Source organism: Mesorhizobium sp. P2_C5_2 (assembly GCF_056404535.1).
This window is the reverse complement of sequence record NZ_JBFUDV010000002.1, coordinates 597,555-617,864: the sequence shown is the minus strand read 5'-3', so window position 1 is coordinate 617,864 and position 20,310 is coordinate 597,555. Positions and strand designations below refer to the sequence as shown.

Here is a 20,310-nt window from a genome sequence, read left to right as displayed (position 1 = left end):
TTACAGCACGTCGACGAGTTCGGCGCTTGCGCGCCGAAAAAAGATCATCGCGCAGACCATGCTCACAAGTCCCAGTACTGCCGGCACAATCAGGCTTTCCGGGTTTGGCCAGCGGTTAAACAACAGCGCATCCTGGTAGAGCGCCACCAGCGGCGCGATCGGATTGAGATCGATCATGAAACTATATCTCTCGGGCACGACATTAGCCGGATAGACGATCGGCGTCAGCCAGTACCAGAGTTGCAGCACGATCGTCATGACCTGCGCGACATCGCGGATGAACACGTTCATCACGCCGAGGATCACGCCAATGCCGAATCCGATCGCCGCGATCATAATGATCCCGATTGGTAGCAAGACCAATGCGCGGCCCGGAATATGTCCGAGGAAGATGAAGATGATGAACAGTGCGGCCAGCAGCAGCAAATGATTGATCAGCGCCGTGCCTCCCACGATCACGGGCAGGCACAGTCGCGGAAACGCAATCTTCTTCATCACGGATGCCTGTTCGATGAAGACGGTCATGCTGCGCGTGAGAATCTCGCTGAACAGTGTCCAGGCGGCCATGCCGGATAGGAGATAAATCGGATAGGCTGCGGGACTATCCGTATCCGGAAGCCTTGCCTTGAGAACTTCCGAAAGGACGATCGAAAAGATAACCGCCTGCGCAAGCGGGTGAAGGATGAACCATAGGCCACCCAAGCGCGACCGCACGAAACGCCCTTTCAGGTCGCCTCTGATGGAGGATACAACGAAGTGGCGATATTGCCACAGGCTTCGGAACATTTGCTAGACCCTTTGCGCGCTGCGTCTTGCTGTCAGCCTGCGCTGCACATCCGCTGCCAATACCCCAGAACGTCGCCCAGTGTCTGCTCGAATGGCACCAGAGGCTGCCAGTTCAACTCGGCGCGTGCCTTTGACGCATCACCTGACGCGACGGGAATGTCGTTCGGGCGGAGTTTTTCTGGGTCGGCACGCACTTCGATGTCGATGCCTGACTGCGCGACAAGCGTGTCAAGGATATCCCGGATTTTGCGGGGTTGTCCGGACGCGATGTTGTAAACATGGTCCGGTCCGGCATCCAGATCCAGTATCGCGGAGCTCACATAGGCACGCACGACGTCGCGAACATCGAGGAAATCGCGCTCCGCTTCAAGATTTCCCACGTGAATGACTGGTTCTCTTTTGCCCGACACGATCTCGGCAACCTGGCGCGCGAAATCGGAGACCACATAGGTATCGGACTGACCGGGGCCGGTGTGGTTGAACGGACGATGGCGAACGGCGCGCAGGCCGTCATAGGCCATTTGCCCAATCATCAGGTCGGCAGCCGCCTTGGTCGCGCCGTAGACCGTCATCGGCCGAAGCGGCGCCGTTTCCTTCACCGGGCCGGCAGTGTCCTGGAACGAAGCACCATAGGCTTCCGAACTACCGACATAAACCAACCGGGCGTCAGCCGCATGGCGCATAACAGAGTCGGCGAGGTTCATTGTTCCCGTAACATTGACGTTCCAGGCATGCCGCGGCGAATTGCGTGCATCGGATGGCACCGCGACCGCCGCCAGATTGATAAGCGCGGTTGGCTGTACCTTACGGACGGCCGTGTCGACTGCTTCTCGGTCCAGCAGGTCGATGGCGTTTTGTTGTCCTTTGCCGTGACCGAACGCAAACACCTTGCAACCAGCGTGGTCCCGCTCCAGCAACTGCAATAGCGCCGAGCCGACGAACCCGCTTGCGCCGGTTATTAGAATTCGATGCGTCAACCTATCACCTCTAGCGCAACCAAGGCTCTCTGCCCAACTCAGCGCGCGGCGGGATTGGTGTGGCGTTCGAGATCGGCGTCTACCATTTCACGGATCATCTCTTCCAGCGTGATCGTCGCCTCCCAACCCAGCTTTTGCTTTGCCTTTGCCGGATTTCCAAGCAGAATTTCGACTTCGGCGGGCCTGAACAAGTCCGGATCGATGACCAGATGGTCATCGATGTTGAGGCCCACATGGTCGAATGCGATACGGCACATATCGCGTACAGTTGTTGTCCTGCCTGTGGCAACGACAAAATCATCCGGCAGGTCCTGTTGCAGCATCAGCCACATGGCGCGGACATAGTCCTTCGAATGACCCCAGTCACGCTTGGCATCGATGTTTCCGAGCCGCAATTCCTTCGCCGTGCCCTTTTTGATGCGGGCCACCGCATCGGTGACCTTGCGGGTCACGAACTCGATGCCTCGAAGCGGTGATTCGTGATTGAACAAGATGCCGCTTGAAGCGTGCAACCCGAAGCTCTCGCGGTAATTGATGGTGATCCAGTGGCCGTAGAGCTTCGCTACCGCATAAGGGGAACGGGGATGGAAGGGCGTTGTTTCCGACTGCATGGGCTCCTGGATGAGACCGTACATCTCCGACGACGAAGCCTGATAGAAACGCGCCCCGGGGATCTCGAGGCGAAGCGCCTCCAGCACATTCGTCACGCCTATGCCGGTGACGTTGCCGGTCAGGATCGGCTGCTGCCACGAGGATTTGACGAAGGATTGGGCGGCAAGATTGTAGACTTCGTCCGGTCTAACGTCGCGCATGGTTCGCGCCAGGCCGGATAGATCCGTCAGGTTACCGTCGACGATCCTGACGTCCCTCTCGATGCCAAGCCATTTCAGACGCGTCGTGTTGACGTCGGCCGTGCTCGATCGCCGCGCCAGTCCATGGACCTCGTAGCCCTTTTCGAGCAGGAGTTCCGCCAGATAGGCGCCGTCCTGCCCGGTAATGCCGGTAATCAAAGCTGTTTTTGTCATCAATGCTCTCGATGTGTCTGTTTCTCCCCAGCCCGTTTCCGATGATTGCCCGCCCCGCCTGCGAGCCAAATGAAATGGATTGCTACACCCGACCGTATGCGTCGTCGAAGCGCACGATGTCGTCCTCGCCGAGATAGTCGCCGCTTTGGACCTCAATGATCACGAGGTCAACTCGACCTGGGTTTTCCAGCCGATGTTTGTGACCGCAAGGGATGTAGGTTGACTGGTTGGTTGCCAGGAACAATTCCTGGTCGCCGTTCACTATTTTCGCCGAGCCGCTGACCACGACCCAGTGCTCGGAACGATGATAGTGCATCTGCAAACTCAGGCGCCGGCCCGGCTTCACCTCGATGCGCTTGATCTTGAAGCGCTCGCCCTCCTCGAGAACCGTATAGGTACCCCATGGCCGGTGGACGGTGCTGTGAAGCAAATGTGCCTGATGTCCAGAAGTCTTGAGGGAGTCAAACAGTTTCTTGACGTCCTGAACACGGTCGCGGGATGCTACTAACAAAGCATCGGGGGAATCCACGATCACCAGGTCGCTGATGCCGACTGTGCCGATGACGCGCTTACCCGAACTTATGTAACTGCCTGTGGTGTCCACCGTCCGAACGTCGCCACGAATTCTGTTCCCGCTCTCGTCGGGGGCGACCAGTTCGGCCATTGCGTTCCACGATCCGATGTCATTCCATTCCATGTCACACGGGACGACGGCCAGGTTCCGGGTCTTTTCCATCACCGCATGGTCGAGCGAAATGCGCGGAGCCAAAGCAAAATGTTCGGATGAGAGTTCGATGTTGGCAAAGCCTTCGTCACGGCTGACGCGCCCGTTCTCATAGCTGGCGAGCGCGGCCTCGATCACTGTGGGACAATGCAAAGCCATTTCGTCGAGCATGATCTGGGCTTTGAAGCAAAAAATGCCGGCGTTCCAGTAGAATTGCCCGGACGCGACATAGGCTTTGGCGGTCTCGATATCCGGTTTTTCGATGAAACGGACGACTTTTTCACCGTCGGCCTCGATATAGCCGAACGCAGTGTCAGGTCTGGTCGGGCTTATGCCCAATGTCGCAATACGCCCATGCTCGGCATGTTCGATGGCTTTGGCCATGACGCCTAAAAACGCAGGCACATTGCCAATCATATGATCCGCCGGAAAAATGCACAGAATCGCATCGGGACCCTGTGTTGCCTTGGCGTGGATGGTGGCCGCAGCCACGGCGGCTGCCGTATCCCGACCCTCGGGCTCAAGCAGAAAAGTACGCGGCAGAACGACGGAACCCAGTTCGTCGAAGTCGTCTTTCGTAAGGAAGAGATGATCCCTGGACGTCACCGTAACAAGCTCGACAACATCCTGGATTGAAGCGGCGCGCAGCACAGTATGCTGTATGAGCGAATGTCCATCCGCCACCTTGAGGAAGGGTTTGGGATGCGATTGCCGGGAGGCTGGCCACAACCGCGAACCGGCTCCACCACTGATGATGACGGGAACAACTTTCATCAAATGACCTCTGTGCCTGTGGACGCGATTGTCCGCGCCTTCTCCAGTGTCAACGCCACAATAGCCGCCGCCCTGCTGGAGGTCGCGGCCTCCGAATAGCAACGCAATTCCGGCGCATTCCCGGACGGTCGCAAGTGTATGATCTCGCCTGTATGCATGCGCGCCCTGATCCCGTCGGTTTCATCGACGTCGGCAACGGTGCCAAACGGGGCTAGAAATTGTTGGAGCGAATTGGGGCTCGCAAGCTGACGTATCAAATTGCGCGAACTTTCCAGCGGAAAGTTTTCAAGACGCTGGCTTGCGCAGAACGGAAGCTTCCACATCTCGCGTAGGCGGGATACCGATCTTTTTGCGGATGCTGCGGTGCCGAGCACCGCCAGGATGGGCAAGAGCGAGTCTCGTGTCGGCAATGCAGCCAACGTCTTTCCATCAAGCAAGCAATCCGAACCCAAGAGGACGCCGCCGTTGGCCTCAAAGCCGACGACAATGCTGCCATCACGGTAAGACGCCTCCATGGCTTCGATGACAAATGGAGACCCAACCTTAGTTCTCAGGACCTCAAAACCCAGAGCGTTTGAAATACCCGAATTGGAGGTCACGGGCGTTACGACAGTATCTGCGGCTACGAAAAGAGCCGTGGCCAGCCCAATCAGGTCGCCCCGAAACAGATTACCGTTCTCGTCAGCGATAAGGGGGCGATCGGCATCGGCGTCCGTCGACACAATGGCATCAAGCCTGAACTCCTGGGCCCAACCTTTCAGCTTTGCAAGCGTGGCCGAATCCACGGCCTCGGTATCGACAGGCACGAAGGTTTCGCTTTTCCCGACCGGGATCACGTCGGCGCCGAATGACAGCAGAACCTGCTCCAGCAGTTCCGCGGCCACCGAACTGTGCTGGTAGACGCCTACTCTCATTGCGGAAAGCGAATCTGCTCTCAGGATACTACTGGAGCGCTCCAAATAGCCGGCAATCGCTTCATCGCGGCGCGTTGGCCAGGCCGTTCCGGGAAGGGGCGGCAGGCGGTAGATATCTGATCTTTCGGCGACATATTGCGTTATCGCAGCCTCGTCCGCCTTATCGATCTCACCATGCGGGCTGTAGAACTTGATCCCGTTGCGATCTGCAGGAATATGCGAACCGGTTACCATGAGGGCCGGCGCGCCGTGCCTTTGGGCATACAGAGCCAGCGCGGGCGTTGGGATAGCGCCGCAATCGATCGGCTGAAATCCACTTCTGGCCAATGCCGCCATGCAGTTGTCGGCAATGGCCGGACTGCTGTCGCGCAAATCGCGGCCGACGAAGACAAGGCTATTCGACTGGACTCCGCTGGAAACTAAGCGCCAAGCGAAGGCCTCGGTATAAAGTCCGCTGGGTCCTCCAGCCAATTCCGAAGCCAGACCTCGAACACCGCTTGACCCGAATTTCATTATTCCGCTTTTCTGGTTTGAAAGGAAGGCTGGTAATATTGCAGTAGGCTATGCTGTCAACCGCAAATTCGCTCGTGACCCTACCCTTTTCTGTTTCCCCGGACCACAAGCACATTCCAGGCAGGGTCGGTGAAATGGAAACGCCGGCCGCTGGGAAAGTGAAGAGATCAGCTTGACGTCGGGCTGCCTGTGTTCTCAACGGCGTTGCCGCGGGGGGGGCTTCGTAAGAAATTCGAGCTAGTTCTGTCCTGATGCTGTTAGGTGATGACCAATTTAGGACCGAGATTGACAAGCCGTTGCGCGAAACCTACGAGCAACTGGCGTCGAGACGGGGCCTCGGTAGTTCAAGGAGATCTTGTTGAAGGGAATTATCCTTGCAGGAGGCAGCGGCACCCGTCTTTATCCGATAACGTTGGCTGTCTCGAAGCAAATCCTCCCCATATACGACAAGCCGATGATCTACTATCCGCTGAGCGTATTGATGCTCGCCGGAATTCGCGAGATTCTTATCATCTCAACACCACGCGACTTGCCGATCTTTCGCGAGTTGCTGGGTGACGGTTCGGAATTCGGGCTTGAATTGTCCTATGCCGAACAGCCGCAGCCCAACGGGCTTGCCGAGGCCTTCATCATCGGTCGCGACTTTATCGGCAAGGACAACGTGTCGATGATCCTCGGCGACAACATCTATTTCGGCGAGGGCCTGTCGCAGCTCTGCCGCGCCGCCGCGCAGCGGGAAAGCGGCGCTTCAGTGTTCGCCTACCATGTCGAGGATCCGCAGCGTTATGGCGTAGTGTCGTTCGACAAGCTCAGCGGCACCGCTTTGACGATCGAGGAAAAGCCGGAGAAGCCGAAGTCCAACTGGGCGGTCACCGGCCTCTATTTCTACGACAACGAGGTCGTCGACATCGCTTCGAGGATCAAGCCCTCGGCGCGCGGCGAACTCGAGATCACGGCGGTCAACAACGTCTATCTCGAGCGCGGGCAGCTGCATGTGCATCAGCTCGGCCGTGGCTATGCCTGGCTCGACACCGGCACGCATGACAGTCTGCATGAAGCCTCTTCCTTCGTGCGCACCATCGAGCACCGCCAGGGCATCAAGGTCGCCTGTCCTGAAGAAATCGCTTTCGAGCAGGGCTGGCTGACCGCCGACAAGGTGCTCGTGCGCGCCACGCGCTTGGGCAAGAACGAATACGCTGCCTATCTGCGCCGGCGTGTCACCGAGCTGACGGAGGATTAGAGTGGACGTCAGGCAGCTCGGTCTCGACGGCGTGCTGGAGATCGTGCCGAAGCGGCACGGCGACGCGCGCGGCTATCTCATCGAGACCTGGAATGCCGAGCGCTTTTTTGAAGCCGGTATCGACTTGCGTTTCGTCCAGGACAACCACTCCTACTCGGCGGCAGCGGGCGTCTTGCGGGGGCTTCACTATCAGCTGCCTCCACGCGCGCAGGACAAGTTGCTGCGCGTAATCAGAGGCAGGATCCTCGACGTCGCGGTCGATATTCGCCGCGGCTCGAAGACCTTCGGCAAGTGGGTGGCGCTCGAAATATCGGCCGAGAAAGGCAACCAGATCCTGGTGCCGAAGGGTTTCGCGCACGGCTTCGTCACGCTCGTGCAGGACACCGAGGTTCTGTATAAGGTCACTGACACCTATTCGCCGGCGCACGACCGCTCGATCCGTTTCGACGATCCCGACATCGGCATCGATTGGCCGTCGCCAGCCGGCGGCTTTGAGCTCTCGGCCAAGGATCTCAAGGCGCCGATGCTTGCCGCAGCCGAGGTGTTTGCATGATGCGCGACGATGTGAGGAGAGCGCCATGAATTTTCTGGTGACAGGCGGTGCCGGCTTCATTGGCTCGGCGGTGTGCCGGCATTTGTGCGCCAATCCGGCCTACCATGTGACCAACCTCGACAAGCTCACCTATGCCGGCAATCTCGCCTCGCTGCGCACGATCGAAAATGCGCACAACTACAAATTCGCGCAGGCCGACATCTGTGACGAGCGGGCGGTTCTCGACATCCTCCACCGCGACGAGATCGACGTCGTCATGAATCTCGCCGCCGAAAGCCATGTTGACCGCTCGATCGACGGCCCAGGCGCCTTCATCGAGACCAACATCGTCGGCACCTACCGGGTGCTGAATTCGGCGCTCGAATATTGGCGCGGCCTTGGCGAGGACAGAAAGGCCCGCTTCCGCTTCCACCATGTCTCGACCGACGAGGTGTTCGGCGATCTGCCCTTCGACGGCGGCACGTTCGTCGAGGAAACGCCCTATGCGCCGTCCTCGCCCTATTCCGCCTCGAAAGCGGCGTCCGACCATCTGGTGCGGGCCTGGCACGAGACCTACGGCCTGCCGGTCGTGCTCTCCAACTGCTCGAACAATTACGGGCCTTATCACTTTCCTGAAAAGCTGATCCCTCTGGTAATCCTCAACGCGCTCGACGAAAAGCCCCTGCCGGTCTACGGCGCCGGCGCCAATGTGCGTGACTGGCTGTTCGTCGAGGATCATGCCCGCGCCCTGGAGCTGGTCGCCACCAAAGGTCAGCCGGGCGAGAGCTACAATGTCGGCGGCAATTCCGAGCGCACAAACTTGAGCGTCGTCGAGACGATCTGCGACCTGCTCGACAGAAGGCGCCGGCGCAGCGGCGGCAGGAGCTACCGCGATCTGATCAGCTTCGTCACCGATCGCCCCGGCCACGACCGCCGCTATGCCATTGATGCCTCCAAGATCAGCAGGGATCTTGGCTGGGCGCCGGCGGAGAGTTTCGACAGCGGCCTAGCAAGGACGGTCGACTGGTTCCTCGACAACAAATGGTGGTGGGGGCCGATCCGCGAGCAGCGCTATGCCGGCGAGCGACTGGGGCAAGTCCAGTCGCGGGGCCAGGTTGAAGGCAGGAAGGGCGCGGCGTGAGGCTGGTTGTCACTGGACGCAACGGTCAGGTCGCCACCAGCCTGCTGGAGGCCGGGAAGGCGCGCGATGGCATCGAGGTCGTCGCCGTCGGCCGGCCGGCGCTCGATCTGGCGCGGCCCGACACGGTGTTCGACGCCATCGCAGCAGCGCGGCCGGATGTCGTTGTGTCGGCCGCCGCCTATACCGCCGTCGACCAGGCCGAGGACGAGCCCGATCTTGCCTTCGCGGTCAACGCCGTCGGCGCCGGCAAGGTCGCCGAGGCGGCGGCACGGCTCGGCGTGCCCGTCATCCATCTGTCGACCGACTACGTCTTCGACGGCACCGGCGAGGGGGCCTATGTCGAGACCGACGCCACCGCGCCGCTCGGCGTCTACGGCGCCTCCAAGCTTGCCGGCGAACTGGCGGTGGCGGCCGCCAATCCGCGCCACCTGATTCTGCGCACCGCCTGGGTCTACAGCCCGTTCGGCAAGAATTTCGTCAAGACCGTGCTGCGGTTGGCCAGCGACCGCGACGAGATAGCGGTTGTGGCCGATCAGTGGGGTAATCCCACCTCGGCGCTTGATATCGCCGATGCGATCCTGCAGGCGGCGGCGATGTTGCGCGATGACGACAGCTTCGATGGCTATGGAATCTACCATCTCGCCGGAGCTGGCGACGTCAACTGGAGCGGCTTTGCCCGTCACATGCTCGACACGAGCGCGCGGTACGGCGGTCCCACAGCGCGGGTGCGCGACATCGCGACCAGCGACTACCCGACCAAGGCGCGCCGCCCCGCCAATTCACGGCTGTCGACGGCAAAATTCGCCACGACTTTTGGCTGGAATGCGCTGGGTTGGCCGAAATCGACGCAAAAGGTGGTTCTATGTCTCCTTCGGTCTGCTTGATGATGCCCTTGCCAGGATCTGTCCATAAAAGGGCGCGAATCGGCAAATTCGCGCATTCTGATCACGAACAGAGGCGCAGCCTCGCCTCGCCGATGCACTCCTGCTTTTGATGCCCCAGTTGCACCTGTCGTCCCAGCGGCTCGACTTTTTGCGAAAATCTCGCGAAAATATTAGCCGATTGATCTCCCAATCCCTTAACCAAGCAGCTTGCGAAAAAAATATCTGGCGACGACCTCAACTCCACGCTATGCGATACAAAGCGGCGGGGCTGGGGATTGGCACTCTAAACTGGTGATTGGTGACGGGTTTCCGTCGCTCTCGCACCACGTTAGTGTCCATGTTCTTGCGCCTGGAGTTCAGTACTACCCAATGACATCCTATGTAGAAGCCGTGTCGGGACTTCGGCCGAAGATGCGGCGCGCCATCATCATGGTCCAGGATCTTGTCATGGTTCTGGTCGCGGTGGCGTTCAGCCTTGTTTTGTCGCAGTCGAGGCTGTCGTTCGATCCGCTGTCTTATCCTGGTCTCGCCTGCTGGACGCTCATCGTCGTGCTAGGCCATCTCCTGTTCAGGTTTTGCGGCCTCTACAACACCGTGTGGCGTTTCGCGTCGACGCCGGACTTCTTCAATATCCTGAAGAGCTGCGCGATCCTGACCGTCACACTCTATGTCGTCTCGCTGGCGGTTCGATCGTTTCAGCCGGTGACCGGCCTCAACGAGCGCCAGTTTATCGTCTTTTTCCTCGTCTCCTTCACCATCATATCGGCGCCCCGGCTCTACTACCGGTTCCTGCGCGACGGGGCGAGCTGGCGAATCCTGAGCCGCAACGCAAACAATGTGGCGATCAAGCAGGCGCTGTTCGTCGGCAGGCTGGGCGAAGCAGACGTCATCATCCGGTTCACGCGCACGGCCGAGCCGGCCGAGTATTCCATTGCCGGCATCATGGCCATCGAGAACGGCGCGCCGTTGGGCACGCAGATCCAGGGCGTCCCGGTGGTGGCCGTGCGGCCCCGCCTCGTCGAGGTCCTGGAAGAATATGCAAGAGGCACCAAAAGCCTCGACATGCTGATTTTCGGCAATGGCACCGAACGCGAGATCGAGGAATATTCGGAGCTGGTCCGTGTCGCCCGTCACAGCGGCATCGCCGTCGTCCAGTTCTCCGGCGTTTCGGAACTCGGGCAGGGCGGAAAGCTGGTTCTCGACGCTGTCGAAATGGAAACCATCCTGCGCCGCTCCACGGTTCCTTCCGATGTCGAGCGCATCGGCGGCTTCGTCAGCGGCAAGCGCGTCCTGGTCACCGGCGGCGCCGGCTCCATCGGCCGCATCCTGGTCAAGCGGTCGCTGGAACTTGGCGCCGAGGCGGTTCTGGTCGCCGATATCTCCGAGTTCGGGATTTTCCAGCTCGACCAGCAGGTCGACGAAAAGGATCATGCCCGGCTCAAGAGCCGCATCGTCGATGTCACCGACCGGCGCCAGATCACCCGGGTCGTCAGCGATTTCAAGCCCGACATCATCTTCCACGCCGCCGCGCTCAAACATGTGCCGCTGCTTGAGGAAAACTGGGAATCGGCGATCCAGACCAACATTTTGGGAACCCTCGTCTGCGCCGAGGTTGCCGCCAAATGCGGCGTGCCGCAGTTCCTGCTGATTTCCAGCGACAAGGCGGTCGATCCAACCTCGGTGCTCGGCATGACAAAACGCGCCGCCGAGCAGATCGTGTCTTCGCTGCACGAAACGCACGCCACCGAGCCCAATGGCCGTCGCTCCGGCACCAAGTTCATCGCCGTGCGGTTCGGCAATGTCTTCGGCTCCAACGGATCGGTCGCCACCATATTCCAGGCGCAGATCGAGGCCGGCGGTCCGGTCACCATCACCGATCGCCGCATGACCCGCTACTTCATGACGGTAGCCGAAGCCGTCGACCTCGTCATCATGTCGGCGGCCGATGCCGAGCGGCGCCAGGGCAAGGACGACTACGCCATCTACATGCTCGACATGGGCAAGCCGGTGCCGATCCTCGAAGTCGCCGAGACCATGATCCGCATGGCCGGCAAAAGCCCCTACACCGACATTCCGATCCGGTTCACCGGGATCAGGCCCGGCGAGAAGCTTCACGAGGTGCTGCATGGCGGCAATGAGGAGATTGTCGCGCTCGACATCCCCAAGATCTTTGGTCTCAGAACCGATGTCGTGGGATGGCCCAAGGTCCAGGCCGCGCTGACATCGCTGCAGGCGGCCATGCGTGATCAGGACAAGGCCGCTGCGCTTGCCGTGATGGCCGGACTTCATCAGGTAGAAACATCTGTCGGCGACGCGCGCCAGCAAATGCGATCGAAAACAATCGGACAAGCAAGCTAGAGACTGTCGCGAGCGGCTGCGATTGGATCCGCCATGATCCGCGGCCGATGGTGCGATATCGGCAGCATGAGGCAAATCTGATCGAGGCCAACGTGTCGTGCTTGCCTTGTGGGCGGATGGCCGCGTACTACCCGACCGTCATTTTGCCTCCGGCGTTGGCCGGCATTGTTGTCTGAACCTGGGAGCATGCCGGCATGGCCGTGAAAGGACCGAAGCGCGCCTTCGACCTCGTCGTGGCGGCGGTTCTCTTGCCGCTGGCGTCGCCTTTCGTCCTGCTTGCCATGCTGGCAATCAGGATGACGTCGCCTGGACCCGCATTGTTTTCGCAAACTCGGGTCGGCCAGAATGGCGTGCTATTTGCCTGCCACAAGCTGCGGACGATGGTTGTGGGAACGCCGTCTCTGCCCTCGCATCAGGCGCCGGCAAACTCCGTCACTGCCGCCGGCGCGGTGCTGCGAAAATTCAAGATCGACGAACTGCCGCAGCTGTGGAATGTGCTGGTGGGCGAGATGAGCCTGGTCGGCCCGCGACCGTGCCTACCCACGCAGACCGACTTGATCGAACGCCGCAGGCAATTGGGTGTGCTTGCTGCGCTTCCGGGCATTACCGGGCTGGCGCAGATGAAAGGCATCGACATGTCGGATCCGAATCTCTGCGCCGAAACCGATGCCGAATATCTCAAAGCGGCCTCGGTCGGCCTCGATATCCGCATTCTCATAGGCACGATCTTCTATCGCTGAGCAGCGCCTGATTTGTAGCGGCGCGCGAGTTCGGTCAGCTGTTCGAGTGTATCCGTCCGCGGCGCCCAGCCTTCGGACACCAGCAGGGACGGATCGCATATTTGCGTCGCTGTCATCGCGTCCCATGCCTTGCGTTTGCCAAGCATGGTCAGCACTGCGCGCATCATGCCGGCAGGCACCGCAGACAGCCGCAACGAGTAGCCATAACCGTCCCGGAAGGCCTTGATGATCGCTGAGACCGGGAGGGGTGGGAGGTCGCAGGCGACGTAGACGGGGCGAAGCGGCTGCGGACGCCTCAACAGATACACCGCGGTCCGCGCTGCCGTCTCGCATGACATCAGCGATCGTACGCCGCTGAAGACCGCCGCCGGCAGCGACAGGCTCATAGGCATGCCGCCCATGCGCATCAGCGTCGCCAGGTTTCCCTTCATGCCTTCGCCATAGACCGGCGGCAGGCGCAGCGCCGTGGCGTCGGTTGGCCTGGACGCATAGGCTTCCAGTGTCCTGATCTCGCCTTCGCGTTTCGAGCGTCCATAGGCGCATTGCGGGGCAGGGGGTGTCGCCTCGCTGATCGTTCCGCTGAAACCGGGACCGGCCACCGCGCGGATCGACGACAGATAGATGAAGCGCCCGCTTGACCGCCAGGCGGCCGCGCGCGCCAGCTGTGCGGTCAGTGTCGCGTTGGCGGAAAGGAAGTCGGCCTCGCTGGCCTTGCGGTCGTTGTTGAGCGCTGCACAGTGGACGACATGGGTGACGTCTCGCATCAGCGCCTGGAATGCCTGGGCCGGCGCATTGAAGGCCGGTAACAGGACCGCATCGCTCGCGGGATCGAGCTGTTGTGGGCGACGCGATGCCAAGCGTACTTCGAACCCGGCTTCGCCAAGCTGGTTGACGACCTGCCTGCCGATGAAACCCGTCGCGCCTGTGACCAGCACTTTCATCGCTGGCTTGCCTGCGGCGTCGAGGTCGGTTCCGGCAACGCCTGTTGGCGGCCCGATGCAAGATAGGTCCCGGACACCAGGAACACCATCAGTGTGGCATCGAGGATGTCGTGGCCGACCAGGATGCCGGTCAGGCCGCCGATGAGATAGGTGATCACCGTAACGACAATCATCGTGGCGCCGAACCGCTCGCTCGTGTCGGTGCTGGTGCGCAGCACGATGGCAGCATTTCTTGCGGCAACGACGAACACAGCCGCGAGCGTTACGGCTCCAAGCAGCCCGGCCTCCACCAATGCGGTCAGGAAGCCGTTGTGGAAATGGCTGAAGCCCGTGGACGGCATGTTGAACTGATTGTGGAATCCATCCTTTATCAGCTCGCGGCTTGCAGCAATGCCGTGACCGAAAATCGGCATGTCGTGGAAGGCGCTCAGCCCAATCTGCCAAAGTGCTGCGCGCAAGCCGAGCGCGGTTGTGTGGTCACCCTTCGTGGCGAGCGCATTCCAGTCGCTGAACAGGAAGGCCGCGCGCTCGGAAATGATGGGGAGGCCGACGACAGCGATGACGATGCCGGTCGCGCCTGCAATCAGCAAAAGGCGAATGGCGTTTCTGTTGTTGAGCTTGCGACGGTTGATCAGCAGGACGGCGATGCCGGCCACCAGCATCGCCAGCCAGATGATCCGCGACCCCGAATAGAGGATGGCGACCGCACCGGCCAGCGCCGCGCAGGCCAGCAAGGCCTTGTTCTTTTCGATGCCCGACAGGGCGCCTGCCAGGCACATCATCACGCTGAGACAGGCAACGGTCGCAAACACGATTGCGTTGCCGGCGCCGCCTTCGGCTCGCATGCCCAGCCAGTAATATTGCACGATCGCCAGCAGCAGGGCGCCAAAACAAGCGGCAGCGCTCGCCAGCACGACGATGCGCGTCAGCGTGGTTTTCTCGGTAATGCTCCAGGTCGCGTATGAGACAGGGAAAAACAGGAAGGTGATCAGCCCTGCCAGATGCGGCGCATCCCTGGCGATCGAATTGTTGACGATGGAGGCGAGTACGCAGGCTGCGCAATAGGCATAGATCGCCACCGTCATGGCGACCATCGGCCGGTCGATGTTGAAACGCCGTCTTTTCAGCGCAAGCAGAAACACCGACCACAGGCCACCGCCATTGAACACGAAGCTGACCGCCGATCCCAGCACAGGCGGGCAAAAGAAGCAGAGGATGGAGAAGGTGATGTTGATCCGTGCGGGCGAGACGTGCTGCTTGATCGTGGAAATCGGGGTCAATGCTCTGGTTCACAATGCGCTGGGTCGCTGCGCGACGGATGGTGTTTGGCGGCGGCATTTTGCGGCATGCCACGTGGCGCGGGTTCAGCAGCCGGTATAGCGATTGGGCCCGGTTTTCGATAGTGCGGCGAGGTCGGTCCGCCATTTCTCTCGGTGCAGGCAATATTTTCCCCGGCCTTTCAGGGGTATCGATCCGCTGAGCAGGAATTTCCAGATTTTGCGTTTTGCGTGGAAAATTCGTTCCCGATCGACGCTGCTACCGGCCTTTCCAGCATTGTTATATCAGATGGCGATCTGCTAAAACGCCGGCACGAACCAAATAATGTCCAGCAGAGAAGCTTGAACCGGGTGGCTGAGAAGGACGCCCGATCCATCTGATGCAAGGTCTGGATGGCACGAGAGAACGCTCACAGTCCATGAACATTGCACTTACGCATTTGCAGCGGCTCGAGGCCGAATCCATCCACATCTTCCGTGAGGTTGCTGCCTCCTTCTCCAAGCCGGTGATGCTCTATTCCGTCGGCAAGGATTCCTCCGTGCTGATGCATCTGGCGATGAAGGCCTTTTACCCGGCCAAGCCGCCTTTTCCCTTCCTGCATGTCGACACCACCTGGAAGTTCCGCGAGATGATCACCTTTCGCGACCAGATGGCGCAGAAGCTCGGTTTTGACCTGCTGGTCCACGTCAATGAAGACGGCGTGCGCGACGGCATCAACCCCTTCGACCACGGCTCCAACACCCACACCCATGTGATGAAGACGGTGGCGCTGCGCCAGGCGCTCGACAAGTACGGTTTCGACGCCGCCTTCGGCGGAGCGCGGCGCGACGAGGAGAAGTCGCGCGCCAAGGAGCGCATCTTTTCCTTCCGCAACGCCCAGCATGTCTGGGACCCGAAGAACCAGCGGCCGGAAATGTGGAAGATCTTCAACACCCGCATCGCGCCGGGTGAATCGATCCGCGTCTTTCCGCTGTCGAACTGGACCGAGCTCGACATCTGGCAATACATTTTGCAGGAAAACATCCCGATTGTGCCGCTCTATTTCGCCAAGGAGCGGCCGGTGGTCGAACGTGACGGCATGCTGATCATGAAGGATGACGATCGCATGCAATTGCGCCCCGGCGAGACGGTGGAGAACCGCCTGGTGCGCTTCCGCACGCTCGGCTGTTACCCGCTGACCGGCGCCATTGAATCCGACGCCGACACGCTCGAAGCCATTGTCGGCGAGATGCTGACGGCGCGCACCTCCGAGCGCCAGGGGCGCCTCATCGACCGCGATGAAGCCGGCTCCATGGAAAAAAAGAAGCGCGAGGGGTATTTCTGAGCATGCGCCACATCCTGGCCAAGAGCCTCGCCCCCACCGACGGCATCCGCGAATACATGGCGGCGCAAGAGAAGAAGTCGCTTCTGCGCTTCCTCACCTGCGGCTCGGTCGACGACGGCAAGTCGACGCTGATCGGCCGCCTTCTGTCCGACACCAAGCAGATATTCGAGGATCAGCTCGCCGCACTCGAGCGCGATTCGCGCAAGCACGGCACCACCGGCGACGACATCGACTTCGCGTTGCTGGTCGACGGCCTCGAGGCCGAGCGCGAGCAGGGCATCACCATCGACGTCGCCTATCGCTTCTTTGCCACGCCCAAGCGCAAGTTCATCGTCGCCGACACGCCCGGCCATGAGCAATATACGCGCAACATGGCGACCGGCGCCTCGACCGCCGATCTTGCCATCGTGCTGATCGATGCGCGCCAGGGCGTGCTGCGCCAGACCCGGCGCCACTCGATCATCGCCTCGCTGCTCGGCATTCGCCACATCGTACTTGCCGTCAACAAGATCGACCTCGTCGGTTTCGACCAGGCGGTGTTCGACCGCATTGTCGAGGATTACCGGCAATTCTCGCACGAGCTCGGCTTCCAGACGATCGTGCCGATCCCGATGTCGGCCCGCTATGGCGACAATGTCACCAGCCGCTCGGACAAGACGGCGTGGTATTCCGGCCCGTCGCTGATCGAGCATCTCGAGACCGTGTCGGTCGACGAGGCGGCGGTCGAACTGCCGTTCCGGTTTCCGGTGCAGTATGTCAACCGGCCCAATCTCGACTTCCGCGGTTTTGCCGGCACCATCGCGTCCGGCCAGGTCGCGCAGGGCGACGAGGTGGTCGTCGCCAAATCCGGCAAGGCCTCGCGGGTTAAGCGCATCGTCGCGCACGGCGGCGATCTCGCCCAGGCCGTCGCCGGCCAGGCCATCACGCTTGTGCTCGATGACGAGGTCGAGGTCTCCAGAGGCAACATGCTGGTGTCGCCAGCGGCACGGCCGCAGGTCGCCGACCAGTTCGCCGCCAACATCGTGTGGTTTGACGAGGCAGCGCTGTTGCCGGGCCGCTCCTACATTCTCCGCACCGAGACCGACCAGACCAGCGCAACCGTCACCGACCTGAAATACCGCGTCAACGTCAACGATTTCGCCCGCGAGGCGGCGAAGTCGCTCGACATGAACGAAGTCGGCATCTGCAACATCTCGACCCGCGCGCCGATCGCTTTTGACACCTTCGCCGACAACCGCACCACCGGCGCTTTCATCCTGATCGACCGCATCACCAACGCCACGGTCGGCACCGGCATGATCCTGCATACGTTGCGCCGCGCCGAAAACATCCACTGGCAGTCGCTCGATGTCGGCAAGCGCGGTCGCTCCGACCTGAAGGGCCAGCGCCCGGCCGTGTTCTGGTTCACCGGCCTTTCCGGATCGGGCAAGTCGACCATCGCCAACCTGCTGGAGAAGAAGCTATTCGCCTCCGGGCGCCACACCTACATTCTCGATGGCGACAATGTCCGCCACGGCCTCAACCGCGATCTCGGCTTCACCGATGCTGACCGCGTCGAAAACATCCGCCGCGTCGCCGAAGTGGCCAAGCTGATGGCCGATGCCGGGCTGATCGTCATCGTCTCCTTCATCTCGCCCTTCAGCGCCGAACGACGCATGGCGCGCGAGTTGATGGCCGACGGCGAGTTCGTTGAGGTGTTCGTCGATACGCCGTTCGAGGAATGCGCCAGGCGCGATCCAAAAGGCCTTTACGCGCGGGCGCTGAATGGCGAGATCAAGAACTTCACCGGCGTCGATTCACCGTATGAGGCCCCGGAAAAACCGGAAATCCATCTTAAGACACTCGGCAAGACGGCCGAGGAGATGGTAGAGGCTCTGGAACACTGGCTGAACGAGCGCGACATTGCTGAAGACCAATACGAAGCCGGCGGCGGCATCTGACGACGAGGTGATGCTTGGCCTGTTCGAGCGCCTGGCGCTCGAAGCCGGGCGCGAGGTGATGCGGGTCTTCAGGGCGGGCTGCGCGGTCGACAGCAAATCCGACTCCTCACCGGTGACGGAAGCTGACCGCGAGAGCGAGACGATTATCCTTGCCGGCCTGCGTGCGGCTTATCCCGACATTCCCTGCGTCGCCGAGGAAGAGGTCGCTGCGGGCATCGTGCCACCCGATCTCGATGGCGCCTTTTTCCTGATCGATCCGCTCGACGGCACCAAGGAATTCGTCAACCGCAGGACCGATTTCACCGTCAACATCGCGCTTGTCCGGCATGGTGTGCCGGAGATCGGCGTCGTCTTCGCGCCCTGCAGCGGGCGCTTCTTTTCGGGACGGCCGGGCAGGGCGGAAGCAATCGAAGTCGACGACAATTACCGGATCGTCGGCCGCCGGCGGATTTCGGTCAGGACGGCGGTCACGCCGCTGGCCGTCGTTGCCAGCCGCTCGCACAACACACCGGAGACCGAAGCCTTCATCAGGGACCTCGGCGCCGCCGAGATCGTTTCGGTCGGCTCATCGCTGAAATTCTGCCTGCTCGCCGCAGCCGAAGCCGACATCTATCCGCGCTTCGGCCGCACCATGGAGTGGGACACGGCTGCCGGTGACGCCGTGCTGCGCGCCGCCGGCGGCATGACGCGCACGCTGGACGGTGAGCCGCTGGCCTATGGCAAGCGCAAGCAGAGCGACGACGAGGATTTCGCCAACCCGCATTTCATTGCGAGTGGGAAGGCGGCGGAGGCGGCGTAAGGCGCCTCTAAGCCGCTGCTACATGCGCCGAGTTCGAGCCGATATAGTTGCGGATCGTCTCGATGATGCGGTCCTGGTCGGCTTCGCTGAGGTAGGGATGCATCGGCAGGCACAGGATCCGTTTCGGCAGTTCCTCCGACACGGTAAGGCCGGTCGGCGTGCGCCGATAGTCGCGATAGGCGACCTGCTCGTGCAGCGGCTTCACGTAATAGATCACCGACGGGATCTTCTTTTCGGTGAGATGTGCCCGCAAGCCGTCGCGCTTCGGCGTCTCGATGGCATATTGCGCCCAGGCCGAGCGGCCGCCACCCAGATTGCGCGACGCCTTGACGATGTCGCCGAGACCTTCGGCATAGCGCTTGGCCACTGCCTGGCGGGCGACCATCTCGTCTTCGAGGATGGCGAGCTTTTCGATCAGGATCGCCGCCTGGATCGTGTCGAGGCGTGAATTGATACCGACGCGGACATTGTCGTACTGGGTTTCGCCCTTGCCGTGGAAGGCAAACGAACGAAGCTGATCGGCCAGCGCGTCGTCATTGGTGAACATCGCGCCGCCATCGCCGTAGCAGCCGAGCGGCTTCGCCGGATAGAAGCTGGTCGAGCCAACATGGCCGAACGCGCCGCACATCTTGCCGTCGGCAGAGCCGCCGATCGATTGCGCCGCGTCCTCGATCACCAGCAGCCCTTCGCGCTTGGCAATCGCCATGATCGCCTCGTAGTCGGCGGCAAGCCCGAACAGGTCGACCGGAATGATCGCCTTCGGCTTCAGCCGGCCTTCCTTCTTGATCATGGCAATCGCCGCCTCGAGGCTGGCAATGTCGATGTTGTAGGTCTCGGCGTCGACATCGACGAACACCGGTTCGGCCTTGGCCAACGCCACCACTTCCGCCGTCGCGGCGAAGGTGAAGCTTGGCACGAACACCGCGTCGCCCGGGCCGATGCCGGCGGCAAACAACGGCAAAAGCAGCGCGTCGGTGCCGTTGGCGCAAGCCACGACATGCTTGGTGCCGATATAGGCGGCGAGCTTGTTTTCGAATTCGGTGACCTGCGGCCCGAGGATGTAGCGGCCTTCCTCGACGACATTGTCGATCGCGGCCTTCAGCCGGTCGCGGATACGTTCGCGCTGCGCGCCAAGATCGATGAACTGCATGTCGGCCTCAAAACGGTAATGCGCGCGGGTCCCGGGGACAACGACACGCGCAGAAACAACAACTTAACCGGCCCGCTGGTACCAGAGTTGGGCCGGTCGAGAAAGCCGGCCAGGCCAGGCGGCCGGTGGCCGAGGTGTCGCAGCCTGTTACCACAGGTTTTTGCCGCACTGCAGCAAGATGCCGGAAATCCGGGCTTTTCAAGACGCGACGCGGCTAACTTATTGCGTCTTTCCGGCTCGCGGAAACATAAAGTGATCGGATCTCGTGGC

17 protein-coding genes are annotated in these 20,310 nt (G+C 61.1%); 9 read left to right on the top strand and 8 right to left on the bottom strand.

Features of this window, described 5'->3' with window-relative positions:
- The 5 genes from AC1D1B_RS09865 to AC1D1B_RS09845 form a co-directional block, all read right to left on the bottom strand.
- A complete protein-coding gene (locus AC1D1B_RS09865; RefSeq protein WP_477331576.1) occupies window positions 1-786 on the bottom strand; it encodes an ABC transporter permease in 786 nt (261 codons plus the stop codon).
- 32 nt (window positions 787-818) lie between these two features.
- Window positions 819-1,763, bottom strand: coding sequence for a GDP-mannose 4,6-dehydratase (locus AC1D1B_RS09860; protein ID WP_477331574.1), 945 nt, complete (start codon window positions 1,761-1,763; stop codon window positions 819-821).
- Between the two features lie 38 nt (window positions 1,764-1,801).
- The gene (gene gmd, locus AC1D1B_RS09855; protein WP_477331572.1) at window positions 1,802-2,788 is read right to left on the bottom strand and encodes a GDP-mannose 4,6-dehydratase; all 987 of its coding nucleotides are present in this window, start codon (window positions 2,786-2,788) and stop codon (window positions 1,802-1,804) included.
- Between the two features lie 82 nt (window positions 2,789-2,870).
- Window positions 2,871-4,286, bottom strand: coding sequence for a mannose-1-phosphate guanylyltransferase/mannose-6-phosphate isomerase (locus AC1D1B_RS09850; RefSeq protein WP_477331570.1), 1,416 nt, complete (start codon window positions 4,284-4,286; stop codon window positions 2,871-2,873).
- A complete protein-coding gene (locus AC1D1B_RS09845) occupies window positions 4,286-5,713 on the bottom strand; it encodes a phosphomannomutase (protein WP_477331568.1) in 1,428 nt (475 codons plus the stop codon). Before AC1D1B_RS09845 ends, AC1D1B_RS09850 begins: the two co-directional genes overlap by 1 nt.
- Before the next feature lie 358 nt (window positions 5,714-6,071).
- Here AC1D1B_RS09845 and rfbA point away from each other — a divergent pair, with 358 nt between their 5' ends.
- The 6 genes from rfbA (at window position 6,072) to AC1D1B_RS09815 (ending at window position 12,608) form a co-directional block, all read left to right on the top strand.
- Complete coding sequence (gene rfbA, locus AC1D1B_RS09840) at window positions 6,072-6,953, top strand: glucose-1-phosphate thymidylyltransferase RfbA (protein WP_477331566.1); 882 nt, start codon at window positions 6,072-6,074, stop codon at window positions 6,951-6,953.
- 1 nt (window position 6,954) lies between these two features.
- The gene (gene rfbC, locus AC1D1B_RS09835; protein ID WP_477331564.1) at window positions 6,955-7,506 is read left to right on the top strand and encodes a dTDP-4-dehydrorhamnose 3,5-epimerase; all 552 of its coding nucleotides are present in this window, start codon (window positions 6,955-6,957) and stop codon (window positions 7,504-7,506) included.
- 25 nt (window positions 7,507-7,531) lie between these two features.
- On the top strand, window positions 7,532-8,626 hold the full coding sequence (gene rfbB, locus AC1D1B_RS09830) for a dTDP-glucose 4,6-dehydratase (protein WP_477331562.1): 1,095 nt from the start codon (window positions 7,532-7,534) through the stop codon (window positions 8,624-8,626).
- On the top strand, window positions 8,623-9,510 hold the full coding sequence (gene rfbD, locus AC1D1B_RS09825) for a dTDP-4-dehydrorhamnose reductase (RefSeq protein ID WP_477331560.1): 888 nt from the start codon (window positions 8,623-8,625) through the stop codon (window positions 9,508-9,510). The genes rfbB and rfbD overlap by 4 nt, the downstream gene beginning before the upstream one ends.
- 369 nt (window positions 9,511-9,879) lie before the next feature.
- Window positions 9,880-11,868, top strand: a complete 1,989-nt coding sequence (locus AC1D1B_RS09820; RefSeq protein ID WP_477331558.1) for an SDR family NAD(P)-dependent oxidoreductase — start codon at window positions 9,880-9,882, stop codon at window positions 11,866-11,868.
- Between the two features lie 194 nt (window positions 11,869-12,062).
- The gene (locus AC1D1B_RS09815; RefSeq protein ID WP_477331556.1) at window positions 12,063-12,608 is read left to right on the top strand and encodes a sugar transferase; all 546 of its coding nucleotides are present in this window, start codon (window positions 12,063-12,065) and stop codon (window positions 12,606-12,608) included.
- Here the strand turns inward: AC1D1B_RS09815 and AC1D1B_RS09810 are convergent.
- On the bottom strand, window positions 12,599-13,549 hold the full coding sequence (locus tag AC1D1B_RS09810; protein ID WP_477331554.1) for an NAD-dependent epimerase/dehydratase family protein: 951 nt from the start codon (window positions 13,547-13,549) through the stop codon (window positions 12,599-12,601). The two genes, AC1D1B_RS09815 and AC1D1B_RS09810, sit on opposite strands and share 10 nt — an antisense overlap.
- Window positions 13,546-14,829, bottom strand: coding sequence for an O-antigen ligase family protein (locus tag AC1D1B_RS09805; RefSeq protein ID WP_477331552.1), 1,284 nt, complete (start codon window positions 14,827-14,829; stop codon window positions 13,546-13,548). Before AC1D1B_RS09805 ends, AC1D1B_RS09810 begins: the two co-directional genes overlap by 4 nt.
- Before the next feature lie 416 nt (window positions 14,830-15,245).
- Between AC1D1B_RS09805 and cysD the strand changes: the two genes are divergently transcribed.
- The 3 genes from cysD to cysQ are packed head-to-tail and all read left to right on the top strand — an operon-like array spanning window position 15,246 to window position 18,890.
- Window positions 15,246-16,151 carry a sulfate adenylyltransferase subunit CysD gene (cysD, locus tag AC1D1B_RS09800; protein ID WP_477331550.1) on the top strand — a complete coding sequence of 302 codons (906 nt, stop codon included), beginning with the start codon at window positions 15,246-15,248 and terminating at the stop codon, window positions 16,149-16,151.
- Window positions 16,152-16,153: 2 nt separating this feature from the next.
- The gene (gene cysN, locus AC1D1B_RS09795; protein ID WP_477331548.1) at window positions 16,154-18,091 is read left to right on the top strand and encodes a sulfate adenylyltransferase subunit CysN; all 1,938 of its coding nucleotides are present in this window, start codon (window positions 16,154-16,156) and stop codon (window positions 18,089-18,091) included.
- A 10-nt stretch (window positions 18,092-18,101) separates the two neighbouring features.
- Window positions 18,102-18,890 (top strand): 3'(2'),5'-bisphosphate nucleotidase CysQ, encoded by a 789-nt coding sequence (cysQ, locus tag AC1D1B_RS09790; protein WP_477332115.1) that lies wholly within the window; start codon window positions 18,102-18,104, stop codon window positions 18,888-18,890.
- A 7-nt stretch (window positions 18,891-18,897) separates the two neighbouring features.
- Here the strand turns inward: cysQ and AC1D1B_RS09785 are convergent, their stop codons facing one another.
- Window positions 18,898-20,040 (bottom strand): DegT/DnrJ/EryC1/StrS family aminotransferase, encoded by a 1,143-nt coding sequence (locus AC1D1B_RS09785; RefSeq protein ID WP_477331547.1) that lies wholly within the window; start codon window positions 20,038-20,040, stop codon window positions 18,898-18,900.
- Window positions 20,041-20,310: the final 270 nt, after the last annotated feature.

Coding starts and splice junctions, on each gene's coding strand:
- gmd (WP_477331572.1), bottom strand. CDS start 2,788: ATGACAAAAACAGCTTTGATTACCGGCATTACCGGGCAGGACGGCGCC.
- AC1D1B_RS09845 (WP_477331568.1), bottom strand. CDS start 5,713: ATGAAATTCGGGTCAAGCGGTGTTCGAGGTCTGGCTTCGGAATTGGCT.
- cysQ (WP_477332115.1), top strand. CDS start 18,102: ATGCTTGGCCTGTTCGAGCGCCTGGCGCTCGAAGCCGGGCGCGAGGTG.
- AC1D1B_RS09865 (WP_477331576.1), bottom strand. CDS start 786: ATGTTCCGAAGCCTGTGGCAATATCGCCACTTCGTTGTATCCTCCATC.
- AC1D1B_RS09815 (WP_477331556.1), top strand. CDS start 12,063: ATGGCCGTGAAAGGACCGAAGCGCGCCTTCGACCTCGTCGTGGCGGCG.
- rfbB (WP_477331562.1), top strand. CDS start 7,532: ATGAATTTTCTGGTGACAGGCGGTGCCGGCTTCATTGGCTCGGCGGTG.
- cysN (WP_477331548.1), top strand. CDS start 16,154: ATGCGCCACATCCTGGCCAAGAGCCTCGCCCCCACCGACGGCATCCGC.
- cysD (WP_477331550.1), top strand. CDS start 15,246: ATGAACATTGCACTTACGCATTTGCAGCGGCTCGAGGCCGAATCCATC.
- AC1D1B_RS09820 (WP_477331558.1), top strand. CDS start 9,880: ATGACATCCTATGTAGAAGCCGTGTCGGGACTTCGGCCGAAGATGCGG.
- AC1D1B_RS09850 (WP_477331570.1), bottom strand. CDS start 4,286: ATGAAAGTTGTTCCCGTCATCATCAGTGGTGGAGCCGGTTCGCGGTTG.
- AC1D1B_RS09785 (WP_477331547.1), bottom strand. CDS start 20,040: ATGCAGTTCATCGATCTTGGCGCGCAGCGCGAACGTATCCGCGACCGG.
- AC1D1B_RS09810 (WP_477331554.1), bottom strand. CDS start 13,549: ATGAAAGTGCTGGTCACAGGCGCGACGGGTTTCATCGGCAGGCAGGTC.